This is a genomic window from Microbacterium sufflavum, from assembly GCF_023101165.1.
Classification (GTDB): Bacteria; Actinomycetota; Actinomycetes; order Actinomycetales; family Microbacteriaceae; genus Microbacterium; species Microbacterium sufflavum.
On sequence record NZ_CP078076.1, the window covers coordinates 3,171,802 to 3,186,068 of the forward strand.

Annotated in this window: 16 protein-coding genes and 2 tRNA genes; 2 read left to right on the plus strand and 16 right to left on the minus strand. The window is 69.4% G+C overall.

Annotated features, from left to right (window positions below; translation table 11 throughout):
• Window position 1: 1 nt before the first annotated feature.
• The 7 genes from deoC to KV394_RS15435 all read right to left on the minus strand — a co-directional run bounded on the left by deoC (window position 2) and on the right by KV394_RS15435 (window position 5,589).
• Window positions 2-970, minus strand: coding sequence for a deoxyribose-phosphate aldolase (deoC, locus tag KV394_RS15405; RefSeq protein ID WP_407665470.1), 969 nt, complete (start codon window positions 968-970; stop codon window positions 2-4).
• A 29-nt stretch (window positions 971-999) separates the two neighbouring features.
• Window positions 1,000-1,935, minus strand: a complete 936-nt coding sequence (locus KV394_RS15410; RefSeq protein WP_136030884.1) for a sugar-binding transcriptional regulator — start codon at window positions 1,933-1,935, stop codon at window positions 1,000-1,002.
• Between the two features lie 151 nt (window positions 1,936-2,086).
• Window positions 2,087-2,728, minus strand: coding sequence for an ATP-dependent Clp protease proteolytic subunit (locus tag KV394_RS15415; RefSeq protein WP_025105017.1), 642 nt, complete (start codon window positions 2,726-2,728; stop codon window positions 2,087-2,089).
• A gap of 17 nt (window positions 2,729-2,745) precedes the next feature.
• Complete coding sequence (locus KV394_RS15420; protein ID WP_136030882.1) at window positions 2,746-3,333, minus strand: ATP-dependent Clp protease proteolytic subunit; 588 nt, start codon at window positions 3,331-3,333, stop codon at window positions 2,746-2,748.
• Between the two features lie 81 nt (window positions 3,334-3,414).
• A complete protein-coding gene (locus KV394_RS15425) occupies window positions 3,415-3,909 on the minus strand; it encodes a tetratricopeptide repeat protein (RefSeq protein ID WP_247981836.1) in 495 nt (164 codons plus the stop codon).
• Window positions 3,910-3,980: 71 nt separating this feature from the next.
• Entirely contained in the window at window positions 3,981-5,456 is a 1,476-nt protein-coding gene (tig, locus tag KV394_RS15430; protein WP_247981837.1) for a trigger factor, read from the minus strand.
• A gap of 59 nt (window positions 5,457-5,515) precedes the next feature.
• Window positions 5,516-5,589 (minus strand) — tRNA-Pro (locus KV394_RS15435).
• A gap of 94 nt (window positions 5,590-5,683) precedes the next feature.
• Between KV394_RS15435 and KV394_RS15440 the strand changes: the two genes are divergently transcribed.
• Window positions 5,684-5,754 (plus strand) — tRNA-Gly (locus KV394_RS15440).
• Window positions 5,755-5,777: 23 nt separating this feature from the next.
• On the opposite strand, the gene KV394_RS15445 is transcribed toward KV394_RS15440, so the two are convergent.
• Window positions 5,778-6,254: a GNAT family N-acetyltransferase gene (locus KV394_RS15445; RefSeq protein WP_136044680.1), complete on the minus strand. Its 477-nt coding sequence runs from the start codon at window positions 6,252-6,254 to the stop codon at window positions 5,778-5,780.
• 104 nt (window positions 6,255-6,358) lie between these two features.
• On the opposite strand from KV394_RS15445, the gene KV394_RS15450 reads away from it, so the two are divergent.
• Window positions 6,359-7,618 (plus strand): hypothetical protein, encoded by a 1,260-nt coding sequence (locus tag KV394_RS15450; RefSeq protein WP_247981838.1) that lies wholly within the window; start codon window positions 6,359-6,361, stop codon window positions 7,616-7,618.
• A 76-nt stretch (window positions 7,619-7,694) separates the two neighbouring features.
• Here KV394_RS15450 and KV394_RS15455 read toward each other — a convergent pair whose 3' ends face one another.
• The 8 genes from KV394_RS15455 to rapZ form a co-directional block, all read right to left on the minus strand.
• A complete protein-coding gene (locus KV394_RS15455) occupies window positions 7,695-8,048 on the minus strand; it encodes an RNA polymerase-binding protein RbpA (protein ID WP_136028839.1) in 354 nt (117 codons plus the stop codon).
• Entirely contained in the window at window positions 8,048-8,296 is a 249-nt protein-coding gene (secG, locus tag KV394_RS15460) for a preprotein translocase subunit SecG (protein WP_101845144.1), read from the minus strand. The genes KV394_RS15455 and secG overlap by 1 nt, the downstream gene beginning before the upstream one ends.
• An 81-nt stretch (window positions 8,297-8,377) precedes the next feature.
• Window positions 8,378-9,169 (minus strand): triose-phosphate isomerase, encoded by a 792-nt coding sequence (tpiA, locus tag KV394_RS15465; RefSeq protein ID WP_136028837.1) that lies wholly within the window; start codon window positions 9,167-9,169, stop codon window positions 8,378-8,380.
• Window positions 9,160-10,374 (minus strand): phosphoglycerate kinase, encoded by a 1,215-nt coding sequence (locus KV394_RS15470; protein ID WP_136028835.1) that lies wholly within the window; start codon window positions 10,372-10,374, stop codon window positions 9,160-9,162. The genes tpiA and KV394_RS15470 overlap by 10 nt, the downstream gene beginning before the upstream one ends.
• A gap of 10 nt (window positions 10,375-10,384) precedes the next feature.
• A complete protein-coding gene (gap, locus tag KV394_RS15475; protein WP_136028833.1) occupies window positions 10,385-11,395 on the minus strand; it encodes a type I glyceraldehyde-3-phosphate dehydrogenase in 1,011 nt (336 codons plus the stop codon).
• A 116-nt stretch (window positions 11,396-11,511) separates the two neighbouring features.
• Window positions 11,512-12,138: a superoxide dismutase gene (locus KV394_RS15480; RefSeq protein ID WP_017202787.1), complete on the minus strand. Its 627-nt coding sequence runs from the start codon at window positions 12,136-12,138 to the stop codon at window positions 11,512-11,514.
• Window positions 12,139-12,328: 190 nt separating this feature from the next.
• Window positions 12,329-13,306, minus strand: coding sequence for a DNA-binding protein WhiA (whiA, locus tag KV394_RS15485; protein ID WP_136028831.1), 978 nt, complete (start codon window positions 13,304-13,306; stop codon window positions 12,329-12,331).
• A 63-nt stretch (window positions 13,307-13,369) separates the two neighbouring features.
• Window positions 13,370-14,242, minus strand: a complete 873-nt coding sequence (rapZ, locus tag KV394_RS15490; protein ID WP_136028829.1) for an RNase adapter RapZ — start codon at window positions 14,240-14,242, stop codon at window positions 13,370-13,372.
• Between the last annotated feature and the right edge of the window lie 25 nt (window positions 14,243-14,267).

Below are 14,267 nucleotides of genomic sequence, written 5' to 3' on the forward strand. Positions count from 1 at the left end.
GTCAGTCGATGGTGACGTAGTCGGGGCCCGAGTAGTGGCCGGAGCGGAGCTTCTGTCGCTGCAGGAGCACGTCGTTGAGGAGGCTGGAGGCGCCGAAGCGGAACAGGTGCGGCTGCAGCCACTCCTCCCCCACGGTCTCCGCCACGGTGACGAGGTACTTGACCGCGTCCTTCGAAGAGCGGATGCCACCGGCCGGCTTCACGCCGATCCGCTCGCCCGTGCCGCGGTACCAGTCGCGCACGGTCTCCAGCATGAGCAGCGTGGTGGGCAGCGTGGCCGCGGGCTGCACCTTGCCGGTCGACGTCTTGATGAAGTCGCCGCCCGCCAGGATCCCGAGCCACGACGCGCGCTTGATGTTGTCGTAGGTGTTCAGCTCACCGGTCTCGAGGATCACCTTGAGCGAGGCGTAGGAGCCGTCCTCGCGGCGGCAGGCCTCCTTGACCTGGGCGATCTGGTCGAGCACCAGGCCGTACCGGCCGGAGAGGAAGGCACCGCGGTCGATCACCATGTCGATCTCGTCGGCGCCCGCCGCGACCGCCTCGGCGGTGTCGGCCAGCTTGATCGCGAGCGACGACCGGCCGCTGGGGAACGCCGTGGCGACCGCGGCGACCGAGATGAGGCCGTCGTCCGGGTCGCCGTGCAGGGAGCCCAGCGCCTCGACCGCGCCGCCGACCATGTCGCCGTAGACGCACACCGCGGCCACGCGCGGCGTGGAGGGGTCGGCGGCGTCGGGGGTCTTCGCCTTGGCGACGAGCGAGCGCACCTTGCCGGGGGTGTCGGCGCCTTCGAGCGTCGTGAGGTCGATCAGACGGATGATGGTGTCGAGCGCCCAGGCCTTCGAGGTCGTCTTGATCGAGCGGGTGCCGAGACCGGCCGCCCGCTGCTCCAGCCCGACCGCGTCGACGCCCGGAAGTCCGTGCAGGAAGCGGCGCAGCGTGGCGTCGTCCGGCTCTCCGCCGAGGACGTCCACCGCCGCCCTGCGGCTGAGTTCTGTGGTGGTCACTGTTCCTCCAACAATGCTCGTGCTGTGGTCTCGTCGGTGACCAGCACGCTGCACAGGCCGCTGGTCACCACCGTTCGTGCGATGTCGTGCTTCGCGGGTCCCGCGGTCACGAAGACCGCGCGGTCGGCGCCGCGCAGCCGGTCGAGCGAGACGCCCACGGTGCGGGCGTCGAGCTGCGGGTCGACGATGTTCCCCTCCGCGTCGACGTAGCGGCCGAGCACGTCGCCGACGGCTCCGCGGCGTGCGAGCTCCTCCACGTCGTCCGCGCGGAGGTAGCCGTTCTCGACGTGCGCCGACGACGCGTCGCAGGGACCGGCGGTGAACAGGAACGCCTGCGCCTCCGCGGCCTCCTCGAGCACGGCCGCGACGGTGCGGTCGCCCTCGATGGCCCGCTTGGTCTCGACGTGCTCCAAAATCGCGGGACTCGGCAGCAGCGAGACCTGGCCGGACGCGCGCTGCGCGATCGTGACGGCCAGTCCTGCCGCGCCTCCGGAGCGGCGGTTGAGGCTGACCCCGCCGTTGAGCTGCACGACGGTGACGCCGTTGGCCCAGCCGTCGGGGAGCGCCTCGGCGACGGCGCGGAGGGTCTTGCCCCAGCTCACGCCGAGCGTGCGGGGCACCGGACGCATCGCGGTCAGGAAGTCGGCGGCCGCCTGGGCCACCCGCTCGAGCGTGCCGTCGTCGCCCTCCGGAGCGGGCACGACCACCGCGTCCTTGAGCCCGAAGCGCTCGACCAGCTCTCTCTCGAGCCCGAGGCGACGTGCACGGGGGTGCACGATCTCGATGCGCACGATCCCTCTCTCCCGGGCCTGGGTGAGCAGCCGTCCGACCTTCCAGCGGGAGATCTTGAGGAGGCCGCCGATCTCGTCCTGCGTCTTGTCCTCGTCGTAGTACAGCTCGGCCACGCGCACCATGAGCAGGTCTTCTTCCACGGCATCCTCCTTCCCTGTCCAGGGTAGGCCCGATTCAGCGTTCGCGCACGCTTCTGCTCATATGCGCACCCGACCCCCGTCCCGACGCACATCCGCCGGGCATGCGAAAGGGCGCCCGTCTCTCGACGGACGCCCTCTCGAACAGCGGGGCCTACGCGCGCTTGCGCGACGTGAGCACCTGGTCGACGATGCCGTACTCCAGCGCCTCGTTGGCGGAGAGGATCTTGTCGCGATCGATGTCGCGGTTCACCTGCTCCACGGGCTTGCCGGTGTGACGCGCCATGGTCTCCTCGAGCCAGGTGCGCATCCGGAGGATCTCGGCGGCCTGGATCTCGATGTCCGACGCCTGACCGTGACCGGCCTCGCCCATCGCCGGCTGGTGCATGAGCACGCGGGCGTTCGGCAGGGCCAGACGCTTGCCCGGCGCACCCGCGGCGAGCAGCACCGACGCGGCCGACGCCGCCTGGCCCAGCACCACGGTCTGGATCTGCGGCGCGACGTACTGCATCGTGTCGTAGATCGCGGTCATGGCCGTGAACGAGCCACCGGGCGAGTTGATGTACATCGTGATGTCGCGCTCGGAGTCCTGGCTCTCCAGAACGAGCAGCTGCGCCATCACGTCGTCGGCGGACGCGTCGTCGACCTGCACGCCGAGGAAGATCACGCGATCCTCGAACAGCTTGTTGTACGGGTCCTGGCGCTTGAAGCCGTAGGCCGTGCGCTCCTCGAACTGCGGGAGCACGTAGCGGCTGGACGGCAGGTTTCCGGCGGACTGGAACGTGGGTGTGTACATGGTGTCCTCTCGCATCCTCACTCGGCGCCCGTGCCGCCGCCGCCGGTGACATCACTGGCGTGCTCGCGGATGTGGTCGACGAAGCCGTACTCGAGGGCCTCCTCCGCCGTGAACCAGCGGTCGCGGTCTCCGTCGGCGTTGATCTGCTCGACCGGCTTGCCGGTCTGACCCGCCGTGATCTCCGCGAGACGCTTCTTCATCGACAGGATGAGCTGCGCCTGGGTCTGGATGTCGCTCGCCGTGCCGCCGAAGCCGCCGTGCGGCTGGTGCAGCAGCACACGCGCGTTGGGCGTGATGTAGCGCTTGCCCTTGGTGCCGCTGGTCAGCAGCAGCTGACCCATCGAGGCGGCCATGCCGATGCCGACCGTGACGATGTCGTTCGGCACGAACTGCATCGTGTCGTAGATCGCCATGCCTGCGGTGATCGAGCCGCCGGGCGAGTTGATGTAGAGGTAGATGTCCTTCTCGGAGTCTTCGGCGGCGAGAAGGAGGATCTTCGCGCAGATCTCGTTGGCGTTCTCGTCTCGCACCTCCGAGCCGAGCCAGATGATGCGGTCCTTCAGCAACCTGTCGAAGACGCTTGTCGCGACGAGGGGTTCAGCCATGTCAGCTCCTGCTTCCGTGTTTCAGTGATTCGAATCTACCGGCGTCAACGCAGCACTCAGGTCGTGTTCGCCGTCGGCATATCAGGTGTCGCGCTCGGCCATCTCCTGCGCGTACGCGGTCATCGAACGGTGATAGCGCGGCAGGTGCGGAACCAGCGCCAGCAGCGCCACCGAGAGCCCCTGATGCGGGCGTCCGGCACTCGCGAGGATCAGCGCATGCACCACGGCGACCGCGTCGCGGTACGGGCCGTCGGCGGAGGCCTCCTCCTCGGCGCGGATCACCGCCAGCGCCCCGTCGTACTCCCCCAGGTTGCGCAGCGAGCTCGCCAGCTGGATCACGCACTGCGGGCGATGCTCCTCATCGAGCCCGAGAGCCAGCGCCCGGCGATACAGCTCGACCGCCTCGGCCGGGCGTCCTGCGGAGTCCCTGGCGCCCGCCCGCTCGAACTCCGCCCGCGCGTCGTCCGGGCCGCGCTCGGCGGCCAGGGCGTCGATCCGTGCGATCGTCTCGTCGCCGACCTCGTCACCGGTCGCCTCGGCCCACACCTGCTCGACCCGGTCGTCCCACGCGCTCATGCATCCTCCTCGTCGATGCGAAAGAAAGAGGGCGGATGCCGCAGCATCCGCCCTCTTCACCGTTCAAGCGATCACTCGCCCTTGTCGGCAGCCTTCTTGGCCGGAGCCTTCTTGGCGGCCGGCTTCTTGGCGGCGGGCTTCTCCTCCGCGTCGGCGTCCTTCTGGGCCGGAGCCTTCTTGGCCGGAGCCTTCTTGGCGGGAGCCTTCTTGGCGGCGGGCTTCTCCTCCGCGGGCGTCTCCTCGGCGGCCTCGTCCTGAGCGGCCTCGTCGTCGGTCACCACGAAGTCGGACAGATCGACGGGCTTGCCGTTGGTGTCGACGACCTTGACCTTGCCCAGCGCGATCGCGAGCGCCTTGTTGCGGGCGACCTCACCGACGAGGGCGGGCAGCTGGTTGGACGACTGCAGCGCCTCGACGAACTCCTGCGGAGCCATGCCGTACTGCGCGGCGGACTGGATGAGGTACTGCGAGAGCTCCTCCTGCGAGACCTGCACGTCGGCCTGCTCGGCGATCGTGTCGAGCAGCACCTGCGTGCGGAACTGCTTCTCGCTCGCCTCGGTGACCTCGGCGCGGTGCACGTCGTCTTCCAGGCGACCCTCGCCCTCGAGGTGGTTGTGCACCTCGTCCTCGATGAGCTGCGGCGGAACCGGGATGTCGATCTGCTCGAGCAGCGTCTCGACGAGCTTGTCGCGGGCGGCGGAACCCTGCGTGAACACGCCCTGCTGCGCGACGCGCTCGGCCAGGCTCGCGCGAAGCTCGGCGATCGTGTCGAACTCGCTGGCGATCTGCGCGAACTCGTCGTCGGCCTCAGGCAGCTCGCGCTCCTTGACGGCCTTGACGGTGACGGAGACCTCCGCCTCCTTGCCGGCGTGGTCTCCGCCGACCAGGGCGGAGCGGAACGTGGTGTCCTCGCCGGCGGTGAGCGACTCCACCGCGTCGTCGATGCCCTCCAGCAGCTCACCGGAGCCGATCTCGTACGAGACGCCCTCGGCGCGGTCGATCTCGGCGCCGTCGATCGTCGCGACCAGGTCGAGCTCGACGAAGTCGCCCTTCGCGGCCGGACGGTCCACGGGGATCAGCGTGCCGAAGCGGGCGCGCATGTTGTCGAGCTCGGCGTCGAGCGCGGCCTCGTCGGCCTCGACGGCGTCGACGGTCAGCGTGACACCCGCGTAGTCGGGGAGCTCGATCTCGGGACGGACATCGACCTCGATGTCGACGAGCAGGTCGCCCGAGAAGTCCTTCTCGTTCGGCCACTGCGTGATCTCGGCGGCCGGGCGGCCGACGATGCGCAGCTTGTGCTCGGTCGTCGCCTCGCGGAAGAACTTGTCGAGGCCCTCGTTGACGGCGTGCTCGATGACCGCGCCGCGGCCGATGCGCTGGTCGATGATCGGCGCGGGGACCTTGCCCTTGCGGAAGCCGGGGATCTGCACGTCCTGGGCGATGTGCTCGTAGGCGTGAGCGATGCTGGGCTTGAGGTCTTCCGGGGTGACCGTGATGCTGAGCTTGACCCGGGTCGGGGTCAGCTTCTCGACGGTGCTGTTCGCCATGCTGGTGTGTTCTCCTTGTGGTTTCCGCGCGGACGCGGCTGAAAAGTCGAGGATCTGAGTCGGGGCGACAGGAGTTGAACCTGCGACCTCCCGCTCCCAAAGCGGGCGCTCTACCAAGCTGAGCTACGCCCCGGGGAATCCGCACGCAGATTCAGCCCCACCGAGTCTAACGGACCGGAGCATGCCCGACCGTCCGCTATGATCGTGGGAGTCCGGACTCCGGTTCCGGGGGTGTAGCTCAATGGTAGAGTCTCAGTCTTCCAAACTGATTGCGCGGGTTCGATTCCCGTCACCCCCTCTCCCACGGCAGAGCGTCAGCGCTCAGAGCCGTTTCCGCATCTGCTGCGTCACGACCGCGTAACCCGCCGCGTCGTACATGCGGATCGCCGCCGCGTTGCCGCCGAACACGTTGAGCTCCAGCGCCTCGGCACCGGCATCGCGCGCCGCGCTCTCCACCGCGGCGAGCAACGCCCTGCCCAGGCCCTCTCCGCGGCGATCCCGCACGACCTCGATGTCATAGAGGAACGCGACGCCGGGCGCCCCTCGCGGGTGGTCGAGCCCCACCCAGGCGCGACCGATCGGACGTCCGTCCTCGTCGACCCCTCGCAGCACGAGCATGCGCGACGTCGCTGGTCCCTTCGGAAGCATCCGCGCATTCTCCGCCCGCGCGCGATCGACGGCGCCGTCCCGCTCCCACCGGCCGGCAGCGACCTGCTCCGCCGCATACTCGCGGGCGATCGCCCCCATCCGTTCCTCGAACTCGTCGGTCGTCATCCGTCGGACGCTCACCTGTGCCATCGACTCATCCTGTCACCGGCCGGTCGCGGGACGCAGCGCCGGTCCAATACGCTGACAGCAGATCTCCGCAGCCCGACCGGAAGGCATCAGCGAATGGGCACGTCGTGACGGACCCCGGCGCCCCGAGCGCCGCACCCGCCGGCCCCCCGGGAGGCGCGGGCCATCGGCTTCCGCCGCGGTTCGCGAGCGCGCCCTCCGCTCCCCTGCTCACCCCGCTCACCCGCCGCCGCCGACGCCGGCCACGGGGCCCCGTCGTCGCCGGCGTGATCGGCGCGGTCGCCGTGGTCGCGGCCCTCGCGATCACCCAGGTGTCGGCAGCGCTCGGCTTCGATGACGCGTCGGCGCGCGTCGAGACAGCCGCGCGCGCCGTGGACGCTCAGCGTTCGGAGGTCGATCACCGGTACGCCGCTCTGCTGGAGTCCACGGACGCCGGTCACGTGATCCTCGACACCGGCAGTCCGACTCTGCCGGTGCCGGAGGAATCCTGGTCGGCCCTCACCGCCGCGGTCGCGGACGGCGAGGGGATCGGAGCGGCCGTGGAGGACGCCGTGGCGGCCGATCGACCGCCCGCACGCGACAAACCGGCCTGGTTCTGGGAGCTCTTCGGCACCACCGCCCAGTTGGAGGACGACGAGCGGGCGCTCGTTGAGCTCGACGCGAACCTCGAGCGAGCGTCGGCGGACGCCTCGCGCGGACGGGACGCCGTGGCCGAGAGCGGACTGGCCGTGCTCGCGACGGCAGGGCAGGCGGCGACCGCGTTCGAGGCGGCGCACGTGTCGGCTCGCAACGATGCCGTGATCGCCCTGCGCGACGCCGCGGCCGACGTCGCCGCCGTGACGACCATCGACGACACCGCGGTCGCGGCCTACGTCGCGCTGCAGGATGCGGCGGCCCAGGTCGTCGCCACCGAGGCGGCGGAGTTGAGCGAGAAGGACGGCCCCCTCCGCGGCGCACGCCTCGAGATCGAGGCGTTCGCCCGGTCGCTGGCCCCCGGAGTGCTCCTGGAGTTCGACTGGGCCGCGACCGTCAACGGCGCGGGCGCCAACGGCGCGGGCGCCAACGGCAGCATGGGCGGCTACACCACGTGGTGGTGGGACGAGCCGGGTCGCGCCGTCATCCAACTGTCGGACTCGGTCGCCCAGCAGTGGCCCGCCGATCGGAGCAAGGCGCTCGTCGCGCACGAGGTGGGACATGCCATCAGCGTCAAGTGCCAGGGCATGTACGACTCCTCCACGCAGGACAGCATCGAGAAGTGGGCGACGGCCTGGGCGATCAGCATGGGCTTCACCGACGACGCGAACGGCGTCTGGGCCTACGGCTACCCACCGCAGAACTACATCGACGCGGCCGCCGGCTGCCGCTGACGGAAACAGAGAACCGCCGCGGATGATCCGTGGCGGTTCTCAGTTCGACTCGGCGTCTGTCCGACTCAGCGGGAGGTCACTGCCCCCGGCGCTCGCGCAGCTGCGTCAGCGCGTCTTCGAGGAGCTGTACGGCCTCCTCGTCGGTGCGACGCTCCTTCACATACGCGAGGTGCGTCTTGTAGGGCTCCGTCTTGGCGACGGCGGGAGGGTTCTCCTTGTCGCGCCCCGCGGGAAGGCCCGACTGCGGGTGGTCGATGATCTCGGGGATCTCCTCCTCGGGCAGACCGGCCGCGAAGTAGCGGACCGTCTCATTGCCGAGGCCGTCCCAGTACGTGACAGCGATGCGGTCGGCGTGGTAGCCGTGGTCCTGCTCGCCCATCGGGCCGGAGCCCACCCGGGTACCGCGGATCGCGTTTCCACCGGTAGCCATCAGATCACCTCGAACTTCGTGATGAGGCCCAGCGCGACGATGGCGACGAACCACGTGAGCGCCAGGACGACGGTGAAGCGGTTGAGGTTCCGCTCCGCGAGACCGGAGGAACCCACCGCGGTGGTCATGCCTCCGCCGAACATGTCGGACAGGCCGCCACCGCGACCCTTGTGCAGGAGGATGAGGAGAGTCAGCAGCACGCTGGTGATACCCAGCACGACCTGCAGGACGAACTCGAGAATTGCCACGAGAAAGAGCCTTTCGCTGGGGCCGGAGCGCCCCCGTAACGGTCAAGTATACGGTGCAGCGGGGCCGCAGCCCCGCCGCACTCACACGCCGACGTGCTTCTCGAAACGGATGATCGCGGCGAACTCGTCGACGACGAGGCTCGCCCCGCCGACCAGGGCGCCGTCCACATCGGGCTCCCGCATGAAGCTGGCGATGTTCGCCGCCTTCACCGATCCGCCGTAAAGGATGCGCGTACGCGCCGCCGCCTCGTCGCCCAGGACCTTCGCGATCACCCCGCGCAGCGCGGCGCACACGTCCTGCGCCTGCTGCGGGGTCGCGGCCTGACCGGAACCGATCGCCCACACGGGCTCGTACGCGACGACGATGTCCGCCGACGGCGAGACGCCCTGCAGCGCCGCCTCCAGCTGACCGGCCGGAACCGCGCTCGCCCCGAACTTCTCCAGGTCCTCCGCGGTCTCGCCCACGCAGATCACCGGCACCAGGCCGTGCTTCAGCGAGGCCTTCACCTTGGCGGCGACGACCTCGTCGGTCTCGTCGTGGTACTCGCGACGCTCGGAGTGACCGATGATGACGTAGGTCGCGTCGAGCTTCGACAGGAACGCGCCGGAGATCTCGCCGGTGTACGCGCCCGAGTCGTGCGCCGACACATCCTGCGCACCGAAGGCGAACGGGATCTTGTCGGCGTCGATCAGCGTCTGCACGCTACGGATGTCGGTGAAGGGCGGGAACACCGCGACCTCCACCGAGCCGTCCTCGTGCTTCGCATCCTTCAACGTCCAGTGCAGCTTCTGCACGAACGCGACCGCCTGCAGGTGGTCGAGGTTCATCTTCCAGTTGCCCGCGATCAGCGGGGTACGGGAGCTCACGCCCATCCGAGGACCTCCAGCCCAGGTAGTTTCTTGCCCTCGAGGAACTCGAGGCTCGCTCCGCCTCCGGTCGAGATGTGACCGAAGCGGTCGTCGGCGAAGCCGAGCTGGCGCACGGCAGCCGCCGAGTCGCCGCCGCCGACCACGCTGAGGCCGTCGACCTCGGTCAACGCCTGCGCCACGGCCTTGGTGCCCGCCGCGAAAGCCGGGAACTCGAACACGCCCATCGGCCCGTTCCAGAACACGGTCTTGGATCCGCGGATCACCTCGGCGAAACGGGCCGCCGTCTCCGGACCGATGTCCAGGCCGATGCCCGACGCTCCGAACGCGGTCTCCTCGATCGCGTCCGCGGCCGCCACCTCGTGCGCCGCGTCTGCCGAGAAGGACGCCGCCACGACCACATCGGTCGGGAGCACCAGTTCGACGCCGCGCTCCTGCGCCTCCGCGATGTAGCCGCGCACCGTGTCGAGCTGATCCTCCTCGAGAAGGCTCGACGCCACCGGGTGGCCCTGCGCCTTGAGGAAGGTGAACAGCATGCCGCCGCCGACCAGGATGCGGTCGACACGCGGCAGCAGGTGCGAGATCACGCCGAGCTTGTCGCTCACCTTGGAGCCGCCGAGCACGACCGCGTACGGCCGCTCCGGGTTCTCGGTGAGGCGGTCGAGCACGTCGAGCTCAGCCGCGATCAGCAGGCCCGCCGCCGAGGGCAGACGCTTCGCGAGCTCGTACACGCTCGCCTGCTTGCGGTGCACCACGCCGAAGCCGTCCGAGACCAGCACGTCTCCCAGCTCGGCGAGCTGACCGGCGAACGCCTCGCGCTCCGCCTCGTCCTTCGACGTCTCCCCCGGGTTGAACCGGAGGTTCTCGATCACCACGACCCCGCCGTCCTCCAGGGAGGCGACCGCGTCCTTCGCGGATTCCCCGACAGTGTCGCGCGCGAACGCGACGGGAGCGCCGAGGAGCTCGGACAGACGCTGAGCCACGGGCTCCAGGCTGTACTGCGGGTCGGGGGCACCGTCGGGGCGGCCGAGGTGCGAGCAGACGATCACGCGGGCACCCGCGTTGATCAGCGTGTTCAGGGTCGGCAACGAGGCCCGAACGCGGCCATCGTCCGTGATGACCCCGTCCCGCAGGGGGACATTGAGATCACAACGGACGATGACGCGCTTGCCCTCGAGCGACCCCAGGGAGTCCAGGGTGCGCAGAGTCATGTGTCTGAGCTTAGAGGCGCTCGGCCACGTACTCGGTCAGGTCGACCAGACGGTTGGAGTAGCCCCACTCGTTGTCGTACCAGCTCGAGACCTTGATCAGGTTGCCGCTGACGTTGGTGAGCGTGGCGTCGAAGATCGACGAGTGCGGGTTGTGCACGATGTCGCTCGACACGATCTGGTCCTCGTTGTACTGCAGGTAGCCCGCGAGACGACCGTCGGCGGCAGCCTTCTTGTAGGCCTCGTTGACCTCCTCGACCGTGAGGTTCTCGCGGTCGGTGATCAGCGTGAGGTCGACGATCGAGCCCGTGGGGACCGGAACGCGGTACGACGAGCCGCTGAGCTTGCCGTTCAGCTCGGGGAGCACGAGACCGATCGCCTTGGCCGCACCGGTCGACGCCGGGGTGATGTTGATCGCGGCGGCGCGTGCACGACGCAGGTCCTTGTGCGGGCCGTCCTGCAGGTTCTGGTCGGCCGTGTAGGCGTGCGCGGTCATCATGAAGCCGCGGTCGATGCCGAAGGCGTCGTTGAAGACCTTCGCCAGCGGCGCGAGGCAGTTCGTGGTGCACGAGGCGTTGGAGATGATGTGGTCCGTCTCCGGGTTGTACGTCTCCTCGTTGACGCCCATCACGATGGTGCGGTCGTCGCCCGTGGCGGGAGCCGAGATGAGGACCTTCTTCGCGCCGGCCTCGATGTGCTTGCGTGCCGCGTCGGCGTTGGTGAAGAAACCGGTCGACTCGATGACGATGTCGACGCCCAGCTCGCCCCACGGAAGGTTGGCGGGGTCGCGCTCAGCGAACGCCTTGATCTCCTTGCCGTCGACGGTGATGCTGTCCTCGTCGTAGCTGATCTGCGCGTCGAGGACGCCGCCGACCGAGTCGTACTTCAGGAGGTGCGCCAGGGTCTTGTTGTCGGTGAGGTCGTTGACCGCGACGATCTCAAGGTCTGCTCCCTGCGCGAGCGCCGCGCGGAAGTAGTTGCGTCCGATGCGGCCGAAGCCGTTGATACCGATCTTGACAGACACTCAGGTCTCCCTGTTTCTCATGCGCCGGAGACCGCTGTCGAAGCGGGCGCCATGCGCGGGTTTTTTGGCTGAGATGGCGCCCCGACGAGCCGTGGGCCCGCCGGGACGCGACCCGGTTACGACAGTACCAGCAGGCCGTTCGTCTGCTTGCGGGCGACCTCGAGGCGCTGGGCGACGTTCTCCCAGTTCGCGATGTTCCATGCGGCCTTGACGTAGTCGGCCTTCACGTTCAGGTAGTCGAGGTAGAACGCGTGCTCCCACATGTCGAGCTGGAACAGCGGGATCGTGCCCTGCGCCGTGTTCGACTGCTGGTCGAACAGCTGCTGGATGATCAGGCGCGAACCGATCGAGTCCCAGCTGAGGACGGCCCAGCCGGACCCCTGGATGCCGGTCGCGGCAGCCGTGAAGTGCGCCTGGAACTTCTCGAACGAGCCGAAGTACTCGTCGATGGCGGCCTTCAGCTCGCCCTCCGGCTGACCGCCGCCGTTGGGCGACAGGTTGGTCCAGAAGATCGAGTGGTTGACGTGACCGCCGAGGTTGAACGCGAGGTCCTTCTCGAGCTTGTTCACGTTCGCCAGGTTGCCGCTCTCGCGGGCCTCGGCCAGCTGCTCGAGCGCGGTGTTCGCGCCGGCGACGTAGGTCGCGTGGTGCTTGTCGTGATGCAGCTCCATGATCTTGCCGCTGATGTGCGGCTCGAGGGCTGCGAAGTCGTACGGGAGGTCGGGGAGGGTGTAGGTCGCCATATCGCTTTCATCCAATCCGCGCCGCGCCCGCGGCGCTTGCCGATCCTCCGCGCCACCGATGTGCGGCGTGGAGCGGACGTCTCTCATCCTAGTGAGGACAACACCGGGTCGGACCGGATCCTTCCTCCCGTTGACGACGGCCCGCCACCCCGGGTAGGGGCGACGGGCCGTCGGAGCAGAGGCGGGTGGATCAGACGTCGAGCCCGGCGGGGACAGCGGCCTCCGTGCCGGGGATGCCCTCCTGCTGGGCGCGCTTGTCTGCCATGGCGAGAAGACGACGGATGCGACCGGCGACCGCGTCCTTGGTGAGGGGCGGGTCGGCGTGGTGGCCGAGCTCGTCGAGGCTGGCGTCCCGGTGCGCGAGGCGCAGCTCGCCGGCGACCCGCAGGTGATCGGGAACCTCGTCGGCGAGGATCTCCAGCGCGCGCTCCACACGGGCGCACGCGGCCACCGCCGCCTGCGCGGAACGCCGCAGGTTCGCGTCGTCGAAGTTGACCAGGCGGTTCACGCCCGCGCGCACCTCGCGACGCTGACGCAGCTCCTCCCACGCCAGCGCGGTACGGTGAGCGCCCATCTCGCTGAGGATCGTACGGATCGCCTCGCCCTCGCGCACCACGACGCGGGGCATGCCGCGGACCTCGCGCGCCTTCGCGGCGACGCCCAGACGGTGTGCGGCGCCCACGAGCGCCATCGCCGCCTCGGACGACGGGCAGGCGACCTCGAGCATCGCCGAACGGCCGGGCTCACTGAGCGATCCGGCGGCCAGGAAGGCCCCACGCCACAGACCGGCGATCTCGGCGCGCGAACCCGTGGTGAGACGGTTCGGCAGGCCGCGGACCGGACGGCGACGCGGGTCGAGCAGGCCGGTCTGGCGGGCGAGGGTCTCCCCCTGCGCGATCACGCGCACGGCCCAGCGGGCGCCGTCGTTCGCGGTGCTCGACTGCACCTGCGCGATCTCCGGGCGCACGCCGTAGATCTCGGCGAGATCCCTGGCGACGCGGCGGGCGAGGGTCTCTGCGTCGACCTCGGCCTCCACGGCCACACGGCCCGCGATGGAGTGCAGTCCACCGGCGAATCGGAGGATGGCTGTCACCTCCGCCACGCGCACCGTCGGGGGTGCATTGCGGATGCTGACGAGCTCAGCCTTGACGTCGGTGGTTAGTGCCACGACACTCCTTCACGTTCACGCGCCGGATCGCGACGCAAACCTCCAGCTTACTCGCCCGGGGGGCTATTCCCTGCCGAGGTCGCGGTGCCGCACGTTCACGGCGACCCCCGGAATCGCGGCGATCCTGCGGGCCAGCTCCTCGGACATCGCGACCGAGCGGTGCTTGCCGCCCGTGCATCCGATCGCGATCGTCGAGTGGCTCTTGTTCTCCCGCTGATACCCCTCGAGCACCGGCACGAGCGCCTTCGCATACGAATCGAGGAAGTCGGTCGCACCCTCGCGGGACAGCACGTACTCACGAACCGTCTCATCCTGCCCGGTGAGGCCGCGCAGCTCCTCGTTCCAGTACGGATTCGGGAGGAAACGCATGTCGGCGACCAGGTCGACGTCGGTGGGCAGCCCGTACTTGAAGCCGAAGCTGAGCAGCGTCACCCGATGCCGCGCCTCCCCCTCCTCCGAGAAGATGTCGGAGACCTGCGTCGCGAGCTGGTGGATGTTCAGCGCCGAGGTGTCGATCACCAGGTCGGCGGCCTCGCGGATGGGGGCCAGACGCGTCCGCTCCGTGCGGATGCCGTCGAGCAGAGTGCCATCGCCCTGCAGGGGGTGCGGGCGGCGCACCGACTCGAAGCGACGCACCAGGACGTCGTCGGAGGCGTCGAGGAACAGCACCCGGATCTCGCCGCGCGTGCGCAGCAGTCGCGCGACACCCGGGAAATCGTCGAAGAGGTTGCGGCCGCGCACGTCGACCACGGCGGCGACCTTGGGCAGCGAATCGCCACCCATGCCGGTCAGGTCGAGCAGCGGCCGGAGGATCTGCGGAGGCAGGTTGTCGACGACATACCAGCCGAGATCCTCCAGTGCGTTCGCCGCCGTCGTCCGGCCTGCGCCGGACATCCCAGTGACGATGAGGAACTCGCCCTTCTCCCCGTCAGTCATCGCTCCCTGCTCCTTCTCCCCCTCG